Source organism: Brachyspira innocens ATCC 29796 (genome assembly GCF_000384655.1).
Classification (GTDB): Bacteria; Spirochaetota; Brachyspiria; order Brachyspirales; family Brachyspiraceae; genus Brachyspira; species Brachyspira innocens.
In genome coordinates this window covers 41,538-60,618 of sequence record NZ_ARQI01000129.1, presented here as the reverse complement: position 1 = coordinate 60,618, position 19,081 = coordinate 41,538, and the positions used below count along the sequence as shown (strand labels likewise).

General features: G+C 30.5%; 15 protein-coding genes. 6 read left to right on the top strand and 9 right to left on the bottom strand.

Going from position 1 to position 19,081, the window contains the following annotated elements:
- The first annotated feature begins 27 nt into the window (after nt 1-27).
- The 6 genes from hydG to yqeC all read left to right on the top strand — a co-directional run bounded on the left by hydG (nt 28) and on the right by yqeC (nt 8,094).
- A complete protein-coding gene (hydG, locus tag F811_RS0114200) occupies nt 28-1,452 on the top strand; it encodes a [FeFe] hydrogenase H-cluster radical SAM maturase HydG (RefSeq protein WP_020005905.1) in 1,425 nt (474 codons plus the stop codon).
- 170 nt (nt 1,453-1,622) lie between these two features.
- Nucleotides 1,623-2,807 carry a [FeFe] hydrogenase H-cluster maturation GTPase HydF gene (gene hydF, locus F811_RS0114195; RefSeq protein WP_020005904.1) on the top strand — a complete coding sequence of 395 codons (1,185 nt, stop codon included), beginning with the start codon at nt 1,623-1,625 and terminating at the stop codon, nt 2,805-2,807.
- Between the two features lie 111 nt (nt 2,808-2,918).
- Entirely contained in the window at nt 2,919-3,845 is a 927-nt protein-coding gene (locus F811_RS0114190) for an Rpn family recombination-promoting nuclease/putative transposase (protein WP_020005903.1), read from the top strand.
- Nucleotides 3,846-3,955: 110 nt separating this feature from the next.
- Nucleotides 3,956-5,080, top strand: coding sequence for a [FeFe] hydrogenase H-cluster radical SAM maturase HydE (hydE, locus tag F811_RS0114185; RefSeq protein WP_020005902.1), 1,125 nt, complete (start codon nt 3,956-3,958; stop codon nt 5,078-5,080).
- 67 nt (nt 5,081-5,147) lie between these two features.
- A complete protein-coding gene (locus F811_RS0114180) occupies nt 5,148-6,905 on the top strand; it encodes a TrkH family potassium uptake protein (RefSeq protein WP_020005901.1) in 1,758 nt (585 codons plus the stop codon).
- Nucleotides 6,906-6,909: 4 nt separating this feature from the next.
- Nucleotides 6,910-8,094, top strand: a complete 1,185-nt coding sequence (yqeC, locus tag F811_RS0114175; RefSeq protein WP_020005900.1) for a selenium cofactor biosynthesis protein YqeC — start codon at nt 6,910-6,912, stop codon at nt 8,092-8,094.
- A 289-nt stretch (nt 8,095-8,383) separates the two neighbouring features.
- Here the strand turns inward: yqeC and F811_RS0114170 are convergent, their stop codons facing one another.
- The 9 genes from F811_RS0114170 to F811_RS0114130 form a co-directional block, all read right to left on the bottom strand.
- The gene (locus F811_RS0114170; protein ID WP_020005899.1) at nt 8,384-9,766 is read right to left on the bottom strand and encodes a uracil-xanthine permease family protein; all 1,383 of its coding nucleotides are present in this window, start codon (nt 9,764-9,766) and stop codon (nt 8,384-8,386) included.
- A 44-nt stretch (nt 9,767-9,810) separates the two neighbouring features.
- Nucleotides 9,811-10,662: an FAD binding domain-containing protein gene (locus F811_RS0114165; RefSeq protein WP_020005898.1), complete on the bottom strand. Its 852-nt coding sequence runs from the start codon at nt 10,660-10,662 to the stop codon at nt 9,811-9,813.
- On the bottom strand, nt 10,653-11,141 hold the full coding sequence (locus F811_RS0114160) for a (2Fe-2S)-binding protein (protein WP_020005897.1): 489 nt from the start codon (nt 11,139-11,141) through the stop codon (nt 10,653-10,655). The genes F811_RS0114165 and F811_RS0114160 overlap by 10 nt, the downstream gene beginning before the upstream one ends.
- Entirely contained in the window at nt 11,141-13,276 is a 2,136-nt protein-coding gene (locus F811_RS0114155) for a xanthine dehydrogenase family protein molybdopterin-binding subunit (RefSeq protein ID WP_020005896.1), read from the bottom strand. The genes F811_RS0114160 and F811_RS0114155 overlap by 1 nt, the downstream gene beginning before the upstream one ends.
- 90 nt (nt 13,277-13,366) lie before the next feature.
- Nucleotides 13,367-14,308, bottom strand: a complete 942-nt coding sequence (gene arcC / locus F811_RS0114150) for a carbamate kinase (RefSeq protein WP_020005895.1) — start codon at nt 14,306-14,308, stop codon at nt 13,367-13,369.
- A 133-nt stretch (nt 14,309-14,441) separates the two neighbouring features.
- Nucleotides 14,442-15,635, bottom strand: a complete 1,194-nt coding sequence (ygeW, locus tag F811_RS0114145) for a knotted carbamoyltransferase YgeW (protein WP_020005894.1) — start codon at nt 15,633-15,635, stop codon at nt 14,442-14,444.
- 56 nt (nt 15,636-15,691) lie between these two features.
- A complete protein-coding gene (locus tag F811_RS0114140) occupies nt 15,692-17,023 on the bottom strand; it encodes a YgeY family selenium metabolism-linked hydrolase (RefSeq protein WP_020005893.1) in 1,332 nt (443 codons plus the stop codon).
- Nucleotides 17,024-17,083: 60 nt separating this feature from the next.
- Nucleotides 17,084-18,277 carry a diaminopropionate ammonia-lyase gene (gene dpaL, locus F811_RS0114135; protein WP_020005892.1) on the bottom strand — a complete coding sequence of 398 codons (1,194 nt, stop codon included), beginning with the start codon at nt 18,275-18,277 and terminating at the stop codon, nt 17,084-17,086.
- Complete coding sequence (locus F811_RS0114130) at nt 18,270-18,923, bottom strand: helix-turn-helix transcriptional regulator (protein WP_020005891.1); 654 nt, start codon at nt 18,921-18,923, stop codon at nt 18,270-18,272. The genes dpaL and F811_RS0114130 overlap by 8 nt, the downstream gene beginning before the upstream one ends.
- Between the last annotated feature and the right edge of the window lie 158 nt (nt 18,924-19,081).

Genomic DNA, 19,081 nt, shown 5'->3' with positions numbered 1-19,081 from the left:
TTTAATTATAAAATAGGAGTATATTTTATGTCTTTAGAAACTTTATTCAAGTACGATTCTAAATCAAGAAATGCAAATGAGTTTATTAATGATGAAGAGATATTAAAAACCATATCCAAAGTAGAAAGCGGCGATTATAATATAAGAGAGATATTAGATAAGGCAAGTCTAATGAAAGGTCTTGAACCTTATGAGGCATTAGCTTTACTTCTTTGCAATGACAAAGATGCTGAAAATGAGATGTTTGAAATAGCAAAGAAAATCAAATTAGAAATATATGGTAAAAGAATAGTTTTATTTGCTCCGCTTTATTTATCTAACTATTGTATAAACGGATGTGTCTACTGTCCTTATCATGCTAAAAATAGCCATATAGCAAGAAAGCAATTAACTCAAGATGAGATTAGAGCAGAAGTTACAGCATTGCAGGATATGGGGCATAAAAGACTAGCATTAGAAACTGGAGAAGACCCAGATTATGCTAGTATGGAATATCTACTTGAATCTATAAAAACAATATACAGCATTAAACATAAAAACGGAGCTATTAGAAGAGTTAATGTTAATATTGCAGCTACTACAGTTGAAAATTATAAAAAGTTAAAAGATGCAGGAATAGGTACTTATGTATTATTCCAAGAAACTTATCATAAACCTACTTATGAAAAAGTTCACCCAAGCGGACCTAAAAGCAATTATGAATATCATACTGAGGCAATGGACAGAGCTATGGAAGGCGGTATTGATGATGTAGGTATAGGCGTATTATTTGGGCTTTATGATTATAAATATGATTTTACCGCTATGCTTTATCATGCTAAACACTTAGAAGATACTTTTGGCTGCGGACCTCATACTATAAGTGTTCCTAGAATAAGACCTGCTGATGATGTTGATGTTAAAAGTTTCCCTAATGCTATTGTTGATAGTTTATTTAAAAAGATAGTTGCGGTTTTAAGAATTGCTGTTCCTTATACTGGTATAATAGTTTCTACAAGAGAGAGTCAAAAATCAAGAGAGGAGGCATTAGAGGTTGGTGTTTCTCAAATAAGCGGAGGTTCAAGAACTAGTGTTGGAGGATATGTTGAAGAGGAAGAAGAGAACTCAAAACAGTTTGAAATATCTGATAACCGTTCGCTTGATGATATTATAAAATGGCTTTCTGATATTGGATATCTTCCTAGTTTCTGTACAGCTTGCTATAGAGAAGGAAGAACAGGAGACAGATTTATGGCTTTTGCTAAGAGCGGACAAATAAAAAATTTCTGTCAGGCCAATGCTATAATAACTTTAAAAGAATATGAAAACGATTATGCCAAAGAAGAAACTAAAAAATCTATAGATAAAGTTATGGCAAATGAGATAGAGAGAGTACCTAATGAAAAGGTAAAAATGAAATTGGTTGATGCTTTAAAAGGCATAGATGAAGGAAGAAGAGATTTTAAATTTTAATTAATTTTATATATTGATGTATAAATTATTGATTTAATTTTATGAGATATTTATTTCACCGAGCAGAAAAATATAATTTTATTTGCTCGGTGTATTTTATAGAATAATATTAAATAAAAAAATAAGTTTTTAATAAAATATATATATATTATAAACAAATGGGATAAAATATGAATACCACACCAAATTCAAACAGAACGCATATTGCAATATTTGGAAGAAGAAATGCAGGTAAATCCAGTATTATTAATGCAATTGCCAATCAAGATGTAGCAATAGTATCTGATACTGCAGGAACTACTACAGACCCTGTTAAAAAAGCTATAGAAATAAACGGTATAGGAGCATGTGCCATAGTTGATACTGCTGGTTTTGATGATGAGGGTGAGCTTGGTGTTTTAAGAATACATAAAACTAGAAAAATTATGGAATCTACTGATATTGCTTTGCTTGTATTTGATGCTTCTTTTATTAATAATGATTATTTGCTTGAATTAAAATGGAAAAATGAGCTTTTTGGTTTAGAGATACCTGTTATAGCTGTATTAAACAAAATAGATTTAAACGATAACTATAAAAATATAGAACAGAATATAAAAGAAATGTTCGATTTAGAAGTTATTTCTATTAGTGCAAATAATAGATTTAATATTGATAATCTAATAGAAGCTATAAAATTATCAATTCCAAAAACAGAAGAAATTAGTATAACAGGACATATAATTAAAGAAGATGATATTGTAATGCTTGTTATGCCTCAGGATATTCAAGCACCAAAGGGGCGTCTTATACTTCCGCAAGTGCAGACTATAAGAGATATACTAGACAATAAAGCTGTAATCATAGCTTCTACTTTTGATAAATTTGAAAAAGCTATTAGAGCATTGAGTAAGCCTCCTAAAGTAATAATAACAGATTCTCAAGTATTCAAAGAAGTAGAAAAGTTAAAACCAGAGGAAAGTCTTTTAACTTCATTTTCTGTACTTTTTGCAAGATACAAAGGAAATGAAGAAGTATATAAAAGAGGTGCTGACTTTATAGACAATCTTACAAAAGAGAGCAAATTATTAATTGCAGAAAGCTGTACCCATGTTCCTTTGGAGGGTGATATTGGAAGAGTAAAAATACCTAATCTTTTAAAAAAGAAATTTGGTTTTGACTTTGATATCGACTATGCTGTAGGAAATGATTTTCCAGACGATTTGTCTAAATATGATTTGGTAATACATTGCGGCGGGTGTATGGGTACTAGAAAGCATATTTTAAATAGGATAAGAATATGCGAAGAGCAGAATGTTCCTATAACTAATTATGGTATGACTATAGCTAAAATTAATGGGGTGAAATATATTTAATAATATAAAGTGATTAAAATAATTCATTAATAAAAATAGTGTGTATTTTTATATGTAATGATGTTTTTATTTATAACTTTACATTTATATTTATTTTAGTATAATAATATTATGAGAAGAGATATTAATGTTTTAAATGATTATTTTGTGAGATATTTATTCTCATCTAAAGACAGCAATTTAATATTACTTGATTTTATTAACTCTACAATGCTTGACGCTAATATGAAAACTTTTAGAAGTGTGGAAATACTTACTCCATTTAATTATAAGGAAAATTATCAAAATAAAGAAACTATAGTTGATGTTAAATGTATTACACAAAATGGTACAGTTGTTATAATAGAGATTCAGCTTCAAGGAAACTCAAGATTTCCAGAAAGAATATTATATTATTGGGCTTCCAATTATAGCAAGCTATTAAAGCAGGGGGAGAAGTATGATGCTTTAACTCCAGTTGTTAGTATAAATTTGCTTAATTTTAATTTAGATGACTCAAATAATGTTCACTCTTGCTATATGATTTACGACACAAATAGCAAAAGACTTCTTACTGATCATTTGCAAATACATATAATTGAACTTAAGAAATTTAAAGACAATTTATTAGATAAAGATTTAGATTGCTGGATTAAATTTTTCACTATGAAAGAAAAAGATAATAAGGAGATAATTATGTCTGAGTTAGTTAAAGAAAAGCCTATAATGGAAGAAGTACAGAGAAGATACAATAACTTTATTAAAGATAGATTAATGATGAATGAATATGATAAAAGAGAGGCTTATCTATATGGTAATCAAATAATGCTTGAGGAAGAGAGAAGATTAGGCATTGAAGAAGGTTTTAAAAAAGGTATAGAGAAGGGTATAGAACAAGGTATGGAGAAGGGTATAGAACAAGGTATGGAGAAGGGTATAGAACAAGGTATAAAAAAAAATCAAATATTAACTGCAAAAAATATGAAAAATAAAAATATAGATATATCACTAATAAGCGATATTACTGGACTTAGTATAAAAGAAATAGAAGAACTTTAATAAATATTTTCTAAAACTATTTAATTTATATAGATTATATTATTTTGTTTTAATGTATATTTTATTCTTATAAAAGTTTATTATATTTTTATATGTAAAGGAATATAAATTTGATTGATATAAACAGAGCAAAAGAAATTATTAACAAAATAGATAAAGAAGAAAGCATATCTTATGATGATGCTTTATTTTTATTATCATCTTTTGAGTATGATAATAATATTAATAAAAAACAATTGACTCATAAAGAAGAAGAGAGCGTAAAAGAATTAAAAGAATATCTTAGAGTAAAGGCTAGGGAAAAGGCAGATAAAATATTCGGAAAGTATGTTTTTATGCGTGGTCTTATAGAGTTTACTAATTACTGCAAAAATGACTGCATATACTGCGGTATAAGAAAGAGCAATAAAAATGCTGAAAGATACAGATTGAGTAAAGAAGATATTTTATCATGCTGCGAACTTGGATATGAAATAGGATTTAGAACTTTTGTTTTGCAAGGAGGAGAAGATCCTTATTATAATATAAATATAATGTCTGATATAGTAGAGGCAATTAAAAATAAATTTCCAGACTGTGCATTAACATTATCAATAGGGGAGAAAGAAGAAGAGTATTACAGAGTATTAAAAGAAAAAGGAGCTGACAGATTTTTATTAAGGCATGAAACTTCGGATAATATTCATTATTCAAAACTTCACCCAATGGAGATGAGTTTGAATAATAGAAAAGAATGCTTAAGAAATTTAAAAAAGTTAGGATTTCAAACAGGCACAGGCATTATGGTTGGAAGTCCTTATCAAACTTTAGAAAATATTGCAGATGATTTAGTATTTATGCAGGAGATAAAACCAGAGATGATAGGTATAGGACCGTTTTTGCCGCATAAAGATACACCTTTTGCTAATGAAAAAAAAGGGGAACTTGAACTTACTTTAATACTTATAAGCATACTTCGTTTAATTTTTCCTTTAGCATTGATACCCGCTACTACGGCTTTAGGTACTATAAAAGAAGGAGGCAGAGAATTAGGAATACTTCATGGTTCTAATGTTGTTATGCCGAATTTATCTCCTATGGACGTTAGAAAAAAATATTTATTATACAATGATAAAATATCTACTGGGACTGAATCTGCTGAAGGTGTTGAAAGTTTAAAAAATAATATGAAAAATATCGGATATATTCTTACTGGAATGAGAGGCGATTATGATATCAACAGAGGCAAAAAATAAAATTATATATTTACATATAATTAAATATATATTAAAATACTAATACTACAAAAATAAAGATTAGTTTATGAAAAATATATTTAATAATAGAACAGATAATAATATAAATAATAATAAAAATATAATACAGACTATAGATGAGTTTTTTAAAAGAGTATCAAATTTAGCAGCAATAGCAGGTTCTATATTTGCAATATTTGTTCTTCTTATGCAGATAAGACAAGTCAATGCTGATAATTTTTATATAGCTAATTATGATAAGATAATTAATGTTATTACAGTTTGTTTTGTTTTTATACTTATAGATCAAATAAGAATAGCACCTAGAAAACTTTATATAGTAGTTCCTATCATTCAGCTTATAGGTCTTTTACTTCTTAATTTTTTCAGCAAAAAATATTATGATATATATGCAAATAGAATAATATGGACTATAGCAGGGTCAATACTTTTCTTTTTGGTTATAGTTATAAATTGGCTTAGGCTTTCATATTCTAAGTTTACATTATATCAGATGATTATAGCCTCTTTTATATTTGTTATCACATTAGGAAGTTTATTATTATATCTTCCTTTAAGTACAGTAAGCGGTAAATTATCATTTGTTGATGCATTATTTACAGCTACTAGTGCGGTATGTGTTACAGGTCTTAGTGTCATAGATATATCCAAAGAGTTTACATTGTTTGGTCAAGTTGTATTAATAACACTTATACAAATAGGCGGACTTGGTATTATGTCCATATCGGCAATAGTACTTTTATTTTCGGTAAATAAAGGAAGTGTTCAGGATAGGGTTAGAACTTTAGAGATGTTTAATACTCAAAATAAAGATATAATACAATCAACTGTAAAAGTAATTTTTTTATCAACATTTTTTATAGAGTTGTTGGGAGCAGTTTCTTTATTTACAGTTATGGAAACTGACAGTAAATTGGGAATGCGTATATTCTCTTCTGTATTTCATTCTATAAGTGCTTTTTGTAATGCAGGATTTTCTCTTTATACAGATAATCTTCATCAGTATTCTGCCAATATTACAGTGAATGTTACTATTATGCTTCTTATTACTCTTGGAGGTATAGGATATCCAGTAATGCTTACAGTATCAAGGGCTGTAATTAATAAGATAAAAGGACAAAGATATGTATTTGATGTTCAGGCTAGAATAGTTATATATACAAGTGTTATTTTAATAATAGTAGGAAGTGTTTTTATATTTTTTAATGAATATTCAAATTCTTTAAAGGATTTGCCTTTAAAAGAAAAAATATTAGTTTCCCTATTTCAAAGTGTGAGTCCTAGAACAGCAGGATTTGAAACTATAGCATATAATTCTATGAGTACTGTTACTATAGGAGTAGTGATATTTTTGATGTTTGTAGGTGCTTCTCCAAACAGTACAGGAGGGGGCGTAAAAACTACTACATTATTTGTATTTATGTTTTCAGTAATTACAGCAATTTTTAACAGACCGTATATTGTAGTTAATGGCAGAAAAATAAAAAGTGATACTGTTAATAAATCTGTTGCTATAGTTACGCTTGCTATAAGTATTTCAGTACTTGCTTCATTTATTATGTTTTATATAGAAAAATCAAAAACTATGATGCCTATACTTTTTGAGGCAGTATCGGCTATAAGTACAGTAGGTCTTTCTTTGGGTATAACACCTACAGTTACAATATGGAGCAAATTAATACTTATACTCTTGATGTTCATAGGCAGAGTAGGGTATCTTACTTTATTTATGAGTATAGGTTCTATTAAGCAGGGAAAATATGGAATAATAGATCTGCCTACAAGCGATGTAACTATTGGTTAATATTATGTCTAAAGTTATTGTTGTATGCGGTGCTGGAGGAAAGACCTCATATATAAAAAGATTATCAGAAAGTTATAAAGATAAAAGAGTAGTTATAACAACAACAGCAAAAATTTTTAAACCTGAAAAATACATAGAAACAATAGGTTCGCATTCTTTTGATAATGATAATATTATTATATTAGGCAAAGAGTATGATGATAAAAAACTAATGTATGCAGGAGATGATGAATTAAAAAAAGCCATTGATTTTGCAGATATTATTTTGATAGAGGCAGATGGAGCAAAGTATTATCCCATAAAAATACCAAATGATGAAGAGCCTATTATACCAGAGTTTTTATACGGAAAAATATACAAAATAGTTATAGTAATGGGGCTTCATAGTTTAGGAAGAAAGTTTAAAGAGGTATGTTTCAGATATAATTTATGCAGTGAAATAGATAGTGAAAAAATAGTGGATTTAGAAACTATTGAATATATTGCAAATAAATATTATATAAATAAACTTAAAAACAAATGTGATAATATAAGTTTATATTTAAATGATTTTACAAAGAATAATAATATTACATATAAAAAAACAGCATTTATTATATTAGCCTCTGGTAACAGCAAACGTTTTAAGGGCAATAAATTAATTCATAAGTTTAAAACTCTAAATAATAAAACCTTATTTGAAAATACTATTAATAAAATATCAGATGTAAGAAAATTATTTAAAGAATATGATAATTTAAAAAATATAGAAACTTCTGTAATAGCAGTAAGTATATATGATGAGATAATAAATAAATCATTTGAAAATAAGGATTATATTTCAGTATATAATGATAATCATAATGAAGGTATAAGCTCTTCTATAAAACTTGGTATTAATGAGGCTATAAAACTCAAAGCTGACTCATTTGCTTTTTTTGTATGTGATATGCCTGTTTTAGAAAGTTATGATATTTTTAATATGCTTAAATATTTTTATTATAGTCATAAAAATATAGGTGCTATGTTTACAGGAGAGAGACCATCTAATCCTGCGGTGTTTTCATCAAAATATATTAGTGATATTTTAAGTTTAGAGCATGACAATGGAGCTTTAAAAATAATTAAAAAAAATATAGATGACTGTTTTTTTTATACAATAGATGAAAATAAATTAAAAGATATAGATACAAGAGAAGATTTAAATTAATAGACTTGTTTCAAAACTAATTTTATTTATTAATTGTGGGGGCTAGCCCCCACACCCCTACTTCTTTTGGTGACCCAAAGAAGCAAAAAGACTGCATATTTATATATTAAAATGATAAATCATACGACATGTAAAACATATGATTTATTTAATAATTAATATTATATAATTTAGCATAAAATAACAAACTCATAAAATTATTTGTCAAGTAGTTTTGAAACAAGTCTAATAAAAAAGCATAAGTATTAAATTAATAATAACTTATGCTTTATTTTTTATTATAATTTATTTATTTTTTAGCTTCCTCTTTAGGAAGAACAACATTAAGTATAATAGCAACACAAGTAGCTATAACAACAGGGCTGCTTCCAAATACAGTTTTAGCCCAAGCAGGGAAAGTGTCTAAAGCTCCTCCAACTTGAACAGTACCCATACCTAAAGCAACAGCAAGACCAACTATTAATGTATTTCTAGGTCCCATATTTTCAGTGAATACTAATTTTATACCAGTCATAGCAATAGAAGCAAATACCATAATAGTAGCTCCGCCTAGTACGCATGAAGGTATAGTAGTAAGCAAAGCAGAGAATTTAGGGAATAATCCAGCCACCAATATGATAATAGCAGCAATTAAAAATACTATTCTGTTAATAACTTTAGTAGTAGCAACTATACCAACGTTCTGACTGTAAGTAGCAGTAGGCAGACAGCCGAACATAGAAGATAATATGTTAGTAAGACCATAAGCAGTAATACCGCATTTTAATTCTTTATCAGTAGGCATTCTTCCCATACCGCCTGAAGTAGTAGCAGAGAAATCTCCTATAGCCTGAACAGAGTTTACAGCAAATAAAAGAGCTATAGCAATACAAGCAGAAGGATCAAACTCTATACCAAAAGGAAGTAATTTCGGAGCTTGGAAAATACCTGCATTAGCAACACTAGTAAAATTAATCATTCCAAAGAAAAAGGCAGCTATATATCCTACTATTAAACCCATAAGTATAGAAGCTAGTTTTAAGAATCCTTTAGTAAACTGATTGAATATGATAACAGCAATAAGAGTGATAAAAGCAACAGCCCAATACTGCCAAGAACCAAAAGGAACAACTTCTCCATTTATACTATATAATGTACTTCCGCCAGCCATATATCTTACAGCAGTAGGATATAATGAAAGACCAACGGTAAATACAACAGTACCAGCTATTAGAGGAGGAAATAACTTTCTTATTTTTTCAACAGCAAGCCCGAATATAATAGCAACTATACCGCCTATTACCTGAGCACCAAATATAATAGCAAGACCTTGAGCACCAAGACCAGTACCTTCAGGACCTCTTGCTATAGACTGCATAGTAGATACATAAGCAAAACTAACACCGATAATCATAGGAAGTCTTGCACCTATATGATAATTTTTAGTGATAGGTATAGGGAAAACCATTATTATTGTAGAAATAGCAGCAAATACTAAAGATGACTGAACTAAGAGTATTTGTTCTGGACTTCCGCTCTTAAGTCCTGCTGCAGATGATACTATAAGAGCAGGAGTTACACAGCCTACAATCATAGCAACTACATGCTGAATGGCTAGCGGAAAAGCCTGCGACATCTTTGGAACGGCTTCGTATTCAAACAAAGCATTTTGAGTTTTTTCATTCGTACTCATATTTCTTCTCCATTCATTAAATTGTTTTTATTTAAATTAATAAACTATTTTGTACAGATATCCTCTATAAAATACTTTATTAAATTTAAAGCACACTTTTTCCTATACAAAGCAGTTGACCTTGCACTGTCTCTTGGTTTCATAATATTAGAATATGCTTCCTGTATAAGATTAATGTTATTTTTCCATTCATTGATATTTGAAGCCATAAATTTTTCTTCTATAGCTTCATCTCTTGTTATAGTAGTACCTAATGTACAAAAACTTATTTTAAATCTATATTTATCATTTTCTTTAAGAGCTAAAGCACATATCGCTAGTTTTGATAATGCATTTGCTTTTCTAGTACCTATTTTTTTGTAGAAAGAATATTTATAATCTTTTTTTGGTATTATTATATGTGTGAGTATTTCATCATCTTTAATAATAGTTTTGCCCACTCCAGTAATAAAATCTTTAATTTTTATATCTCTCTGAGAATCTTTATTTTTTAATCGCAAAACACTGTCCATTGCGTATAATGAAGGAAGACTATCAGCTGAAGGTGAAGCATTGCAGATATTTCCTCCAATAGTAGCTATATTTCTAATAGGAGGACCTGCTATACCAGAGGCACTTTCTTTTAATACTTGAGGCGTTAAAGGAGATTTAATAATTTCATCAAAAGTAGTTAATGCTCCTATAATGATATTATTTTCATCTTCTTTTATATCTTTTAATTCATCTAAATAATTTATAAATAATACAGGTCTGTCAAATTTAGCTATTAAATTACTTCCTCTCAAATGCTCAACCATCAAATCAGTACCGCCTGCAAATATTATAGGATTATATTTAGCTTTTAATTCTAAAGCTTCATTTATATTTTTTGCACTTAAAGTTTTCTCTACTGCCATAGGTTTTTACCCTCCTTAGAAGCCATATCAGAAGCTCTTAATACAGCATTAACTATATGGTCATACCCAGTGCATCTGCATAGATTGCCTGATAAACCTTTTCTTACATCATATTCGGTAGGTTTTCCTTTAGTACTGCTTAATATAGCTTCAGAAGACATTACCATACCCGGAGTACAAAAACCGCATTGCACAGCACCCTCATCTAAAAAAGCCTGAACTACAATTTTTCCTTTTTCTGTTTTTGTATACCCTTCTATAGTAATTATTTCTTTTCCTTCACATAATGCTATAGGTATAAGGCAGGAGTTCACTACTTTTTTATCTAAAAATACTGCACAAGCACCGCATTCTCCCTCTCCGCATCCTTCTTTAGTGCCAGTGAGTTTTAATTCATCGCGTAAAAAATCTATTAATCTAGTTAAAGGATTTAGTTCTGTAGTAATTTTTTCACCATTAACAGTAAAGTTTATAGCCATTATAATACCTCCGCAATATTTTCAGGCAGTATAGGAATACTTGTGAAATGATAATTCAAAGCACTTTCCATAGCTGAAGCATAAGCACTTGCAGCTCCGTCAAATGTTATCTCTCCAACACCCTTAGCACCTAAAGGTCCGTATTCGTAAGGCTCACCCATAATGCATGTTTTTATTTCTGGCAAATCTAAAGAAGTAGGTATCATATAGTCAGACATTTTTACTTGCAGGAATCTTCCATTTTTATTTACTATTTTTTCTAAAGCTCCCCAGCCTAATGCCTGAGCAACTCCGCCTTTTATTTGTCCTTCAACTATTTTTTCGTCTATAGGATATCCGCAGTCAAATACAGCCCAAACTCCTACAATTTTTACTTCTAATGTAACTTTATCAACTTCAACTTCTACAACATTAATTCCAAGTCCGTAGCTAGGATATGCATCTCCTCTTAAAGTAGAAGTATCCCAATCTATTAAATGTGTAGGGTGTTTATAGTCTTCTATTATTTCTATTTCTTCAGATTCACTCCATCTTTGTTTTAACTTTTTAGAAGCCTCTTGTATTAGATATCCTACTATCATAACAGAACGCGAAGCTACAGTAGGACCAGTATTTGGAACGATTTCTGTATCGTATTCGGCTATTTCTATATCTTCTAATGGAATAGATAAATTGTATGCGGCTATTTTTTTGAATGTGGTATGAAGTCCTTGTCCTATTTCTGTATTTGAAGTGAGTATAGTTACTTTATTTCCTTTTTTTCTTAATTTTAATTTGGCTTTTATTATATCTCTCTCTCCGCTTCCAGTGAATGCACAGCCATGTAAAAAGCATGATATTCCTATTCCTTTATACATAGTGTTTTTATATTCTTTATACTTTCTTTCATAGTCTGATTCTTTTAAAGCCCATTCAAGCATTTGAGGAAGTATTATATTATCATGAAATATACCGCCTGTTATTGTAGGATCATTTTTTTTGACAAAATATTTTCTTTTTAACTCTATAGGATCAATACCTATTTTTTTGGCTATATTATCCATAGTTCTTTCTATAGCAAATATAGCCTGAGGTCCGCCGAATCCTCTGAATGCACAGCTAGGTACATTATTAGTGGCGTATAATCTTCCTAAAACTCTTACATTAGGAAAATTATATACATTAGCAGCAGTGTATGTGCATCTTTGCATAATAACTCTTGAACTAGCTTCATAAGCACCTGCATCCATATCGGATACTACATCAAGAGCAATGATATTATTATTTTCATCAAGAGCTGCTTTTGTTGTTATTTGAGCAGGCTGTCTTTTTACACTGTAAGCCATATCAAATTGTCTGTCTAATATGAGTTTAACAGTTTTTTTTGCTTTGTATGCGGCAACAGCAACTGCAGCAGCCAATATATCAGGATAATGCTCTTTTCCTCCGAATCCTCCGCCTATAGGAGGAGCTATTATTCTTAAGTTATCCTCTTCAACACCAAGCACTGGAGCGGCTGCTTTACGTACATAGTATGGGCATTGAGTGGAAGAATAAATTGAAACTTTTTCATTTTCCAATATACCAACAGCACCATTAACTTCCATATACAAATGTTCTTGATATGGAGTATAATATGTTTCTTCTATAATGGTTTTTGCTTTTTTGAATGCATTATCTACATCGCCATATCCAGCTTTAAATGATACAAATATATTATTATCTCCTACTATAGCACCACCCAATAATTTTTTGGAATCATCTATAGTAAGAGACGCCTCTAAATCCTCGTACTCTATTACAATTTTTTCTGCTATATCATAAACTATATTTTTATCAGGACCCACTACGAGAAGTATAGTCTCTCCAATATACCTTACTGTATTTTCAGCAAAAGGAGGCCAATCAGAAACAACCATAGTAGTCATGTTTTTTCCAGGAACATCTCTGTAATCAACAGTAAAATATCCGTCTGGAAGTTCTGGGATATTTATTTTTAATATTTTAGCCCTTGCTTTTGTAGAATATACCATTTTTGCATAAAGTATATCTTTACCGAAATCTATATCGTTTAAATACTTTGTTTTTCCTGTTATTTTATCTAAAGCATCTACTCTTGGTATAGAATTACTCAATTCTTTAATAAAAGTCTTCATTTAATTACCTCTAATTACCTCAGTATTAAATAAAAATTTGGGCATATTATATAAAAATAAATTATGTCCTTTAAGTTATTATTTATAAAATTATTTAGTTATTCTAGTTCCTGTTTTGCCGTTTATAGCATCTTTAGCTTTTTCAAGTAATGTAATCATAGCTTCTTTTCCAGTAGCTTCTGCAAACTGCATACAAGCCTGAACTTTAGGAAGCATAGAACCAGGTGCAAACTGACCTTCATCGCAGTATTTTTTAGCTTCTTCTACAGTCATAGAATCAAGCCATTTAACATCAGGTTTTCCGAAATTAACAGCAACTTTTTCTACAGCAGTTAATATTATAAGCATATCGGCATGAAGTTCTTTAGCAAGTACTGAAGCAGCAAAGTCTTTGTCTATAACAGCAGGCATACCTTTTAAATGATTGCCTATTCTTATTACTGGTATACCGCCGCCTCCGCAGCATATAACTAATGCTTTTTCATTGAGCATAGCTTTTATAGCTGTACTTTCAGCAATAGCAACTGGTTTTGGTGAAGCAACAACTCTTCTGTATCCTCTTCCAGCGTCTTCTTTAACTATCCAGCCTAATTCTTTTGATTTAGACTCTCCCTCTTCTTTAGTCATAAACTGACCTATAGGTTTAGTAGGGTTTTGAAAAGCAGGATCTTTTTCATCAACTATAACTTGTGTAATTAATGTAGCTATAGGAGGAACCTGCAAATTTCTATTAGAAAACTCTTCCATAATAGCATTTTGTAAATCATAACCAATATAAGCCTGACTCATAGCAACACATACTGATAAAGGTATATCATTACCTGTTTTATGATTAGTAGTATATTCATTCATAGCATTGTTAATGAATCCAACTTGAGGACCGTTTCCATGTGCCACAATTACTTCGCATCCGTTTTCAACCAAATCTACTATATTTTTAGCAGTTATTTTTACAGCCTGCATTTGCTCTGCTAAAGTATCTCCCAAAGCATTACCGCCCAAAGCAATAACAATTCTTTTTTTATTTTCCATTTTTATATCCTAAAATCAAAATTAAATTAAGTTAATTATCTATAATAAGTGCTTTTTTTCACAATATTATAGATATAAAATGGTAAGTACTATTATGTTTATCATAGATACTTACCATTATATTTTTTTATTATTAACAGCCAAATACTCTTGGTTTTCCATCTGAAGCTAATTTGCTTAATATAGCTTGAGGATCTCTGAATTTAGATAAGAATATCATAGCAGCTATAACATAAGGTTTGTAGCTAGCTTGTTTATAAAGAGGAACTCTGTATCTGTCAAATACTGAAGCAGCAACTTCGCCATCTTTACAGCTAACATCATTAATATCAGCAGGTAAGCAGTGTAAATATAATGCTTTTCCATCTTTAGTTTTTTTCATCATATCTTCAGTACAGCACCAATCTTTATGCTGAGCATTTTGTTCTAGTAATCTTTTTTCAAGAGCTTTGATACCGTCAGTGTCGCCTTTACCGTAAAGGTCTGTTCTTTCCTGCATAGCAGCAAAAGGAGCCCAAGATTTAGGATAAACAACATCAGCATTTTCAAAAGCCTCGTCCATACTATTAGTGATAGTTAATTTAACACCAGCAGCTTCAGCATTTTTCTTAGCAATATCTTCAACTTCTGGCATAAGTTCATAACCTTTTGGATAAGCCAAAGCAACATCCATACCCAATCTAGTAAATAAACCAGCAGCACCTTGAGGTACAGATAAAGGTTTACCGTAAGAAGGAGAATAAGCCCAAGTCATAGCAACTTTTTTACCTTTAAGGTTTTCTAATCCGCCTAATTCATGAATAAAGTGAAGTGAGTCAGCCATCATTTGTGTTGGGTGGTCTCTATCACATTGTAAGTTTACCAAAGTAGGAATTTGTTCTAATATTCCGTCATTGTATCCTTGTCTTACAGAAGCAGAAACTTCTTTCATATATTCGTGACCTTTACCAATGTACATATCATCTCTGATACCTATAACATCAGCCATAAATGATACCATGTTTGCAGTTTCTCTAACTGTTTCACCATGAGCTATTTGGCTTTTACCTTCGTCTAAGTCCTGAACTTCCAAACCTAAAAGGTTACAAGCAGAAGCAAAAGAGAAACGAGTTCTAGTAGAATTATCTCTGAATAAAGAAATACCCAAACCAGAATCAAATACTTTAGTAGAGATGTTGCCTTCTCTTAAAAATCTTAAAGCATCAGCAACAGTCCAAACTGCTTGTAATTCATCAAAAGTTTTGTCCCAAGTTAGGAAGAAATCATTTTTATACATTTTGCCGAATTCAAGGCTGTCTAATTTTGAAATGTATTTTTGTATACTCATATTTAAAAATCCTTTTTAATTTTATTTTTATATTGGTTATTTTTTATATTATTTAATTATTTATTTGCACAGTAAATAGTAGGTACAGCAGCATATAAAGCAGCACAATGAACCAAATCTTGTTTCCAAGTGATTTCATTAGGAGCATGAGCCTGAGCTTCAGCACCAGGACCAAAACCTATACAAGGTATTCCGTTACGTCCCATAATAGATACGCCGTTAGTAGAGAATGTCCATTTATCAGTAAGAGGACGAGCTTTTCTTTCTTTATCTATTTCTGGAGTAGGTCCTATTCTTTCAGTACCGTAAAGACCTTTGTATGCTTCTTCTAAAGCTTTAGTTACAGCATGATCTTCTGGAATTACCCAAGTAGGGAAGTAGCATTCTATTGGATAAACTAATCCTTTCCAAGATGGTCTTTCATAATTGTACATAGATACTTCAGCACCATATTTTTTTACATTAGGAAGATTTCTAATTTCTTCTAGGCAGCTTTCCCAAGTTTCGCCTGCTGTCATTCTTCTGTCTAATGATATAGAGCATGAGTCAGCAACAGCACATCTGCTTGGAGAAGTATAGAAAATTTGAGAAACAGTTACAGTACCTCTTCCTAAGAAGTTAGCTTCTTTATATTGAGGATTGTATTTTTCTTCAAGCATTTTTACTAAGCCTTTGATTTCTGTAGAATCTTTAGCGTCATTTTCATTAAGGCTTCTGATGTCCTGAAGTATATCAGCCATTTTGTAAATAGCGTTATCTCCTCTTTCCGGAGCAGAACCATGGCAGGAAATACCTTTAACATCTACTCTTATTTCCATTCTTCCTCTTTGACCTCTGTATATACCGCCGTCAGTAGGTTCAGTAGATATTACAAATTCAGGTTTAATTTTGCTTTCTTTACATATATATTCCCAGCATAATCCGTCACAGTCTTCTTCTTGTACAGTACCAACTACAACAACTTGATATTTGTCATTTAAAAGACCTAAATCTTTCATTATTTTAGCACCGTAAACACCAGAAACTATACCGCCTTCTTGGTCAGAAGTTCCTCTACCGCCTATTTCGATGTCATTTTCATAACCTTCATAAGGATCAAATTTCCAGTTAGCTTTGTTTCCTATACCAACAGTGTCTATATGAGCATCAATACCTATTAAAGTTTTACCGCTTCCCATATAACCTAAAACATTACCCATAGGATCTATATCAACTTTATCGAATCCTACTTTTTTCATCTCTTCAGCTATTCTTTCGATTACGCCTTTTTCTTCGCAAGATTCACTAGGAATTCTAATTAAATCTCTTAAGAATTTAGTCATATCAGCTTTATAGCCTTCAGCTTTTGCTTTTATTTGTTCAAATTGTTCTTTTGAAATAGCACTCATTATTTTTATTCTCCCTAAATATATATTTATTTCTAATAAAAATTTATTTAAATTTATTAATTATCTATCTTTAGCTTCCCAAACAATGTTTTTCCATCTTATAGGATCAGTATCACCTTCAGTGCTGAATAATAATACTTTAGAATTAGAATCAAGTTTTAATTGTTTTCTTAACTCAGCATATTCATCTTTAAGCATAATAGTAGCCAAAGCACCGAAAGGAGCAGCACCTGATTCACCAGATACAACCTGAGGATCTCCTTTTAATGGAGCAGCAAGCATTCTCATTCCTCTTGCAGCAACTATATCTTCAGCAGCTATAAAGCAGTTAGCATGATTTTTAAGTATATCCCAAGAAGTGATATTAGGCTCTCCGCATGCAAGTCCAGCCATAATAGTATTTAAATCACCTTCTACTATTCTTATTTTACCGTCTCCAGCTTCAGCACCTTTATATAAACAAGCAGCAGCTTCAGCTTCAACTATAACCATTATAGGAGGATTATCTTTATATTTGTTAGAGAAATATCCAACCATAGCACCAGCCAAAGAACCAACACCAGCCTGTACAAATACATGTGTAGGTCTCTCTCCAAACTGTTCATCAGCTTCTAATGCCATAGTACCATAACCTTGCATAATCCAAGCAGGTATTTCTTCATAGCCTTCCCAAGCAGTATCCTGTACAACTACACCATTTGGAACTTTAGCAGCTTCAGCAGCAGCTTTTCTAACACATTCATCGTAGTTGTATTCTTCTATTGTAGCAGTAGCCCCTTCAGCCTGAATATTTTTTAATCTTGTTTCTGTTGAGCCTTTAGGCATAAATATAACAGATTTTTGTCCTAATTTATTTGCAGCCCAAGCAACACCTCTTCCATGGTTACCGTCTGTAGCAGAGAAGAATGTAGCCTGACCGAATTCATCTTTTAATTTTTGAGAAGTGAGCACATCATAAGTGAACTCGCTTACATCTTTTCCCATTTTTTGTGCTATGTATTTAGCCATAGAGTAAGAACCGCCTAATACTTTAAAGGCATTAAGACCAAATCTGTATGATTCGTCTTTTACTTTTACAGTTCCTAAACCTAAATATTTAGCCATTTCTTTTAGTTCTGATAATGGTGTTTGTGTGTATTGAGGGAAACTTTGGTGAAATGCCTTTGCTTTTTTTACTTCCTCAATAGACATTATTGGTAAATTTTTATCATCTGTTTTAGGCATCTTATTTTCAGCCCATTTAAGCTCACTCATTTATATCCTCCTTTTTTGAATCTATATAATTATATAGAGTGAATTTACTTATTCCAAAATGATTTGATACTTTATCTCCTGATTTTGTTATTAAAAATACTCCAGAATTATTCAAAAACTTTATAGCTCTTATTTTTTCTTCTTTATTCATTATGCTTGCAGGTTTTCCTATTAATTCTTCACTTTTTATTATAAGTTTTTCCATAAGTTCCTGAGCACTATTTGGTATTTCTTCTAATTTTGATTTATCTTCTGTGTTTAAAAGACTTTCTAAATCGCTTTTAAAAGGCATTAAATTAGTTATATCAAAATTTATAGACAGTATATATTTATACTTGCCGTTTATATCCTTTATAAATACAGTTGAAGACTTTAATATTTTTCCGTTTGATGCTTTTGTAAGATATGATAAATGATCTACTATAGGTTCTCCTTTTTTTAATTTTTCTATAGTATTCAACACTACATTTGATGCACCTTCTCCAGCTTTTCTTCCAGTGATTCCTCCGTTAATGATAAAAACTATAGTATGATCTAAATCATCTTCTTTTAGTTCATGTATACACACTTCGCAGTTATTACCGAATTGTCTTGCTATACCATGTGCTACGCTTATCAATGTTTCAAGTATTATATTAGAGCTCATAAATATCCTAAAATATACTTTTTATGGTTAATTATATCATCAATAGATACGTTTATAGTATACTAACTTTTTTTTAGATTTTCAAGGAAAAATCTAAATTTTTTTTGAAAATTCGTTGACAAATGTGCTTTTTTTAATATCCTATTAAAATGTATAGA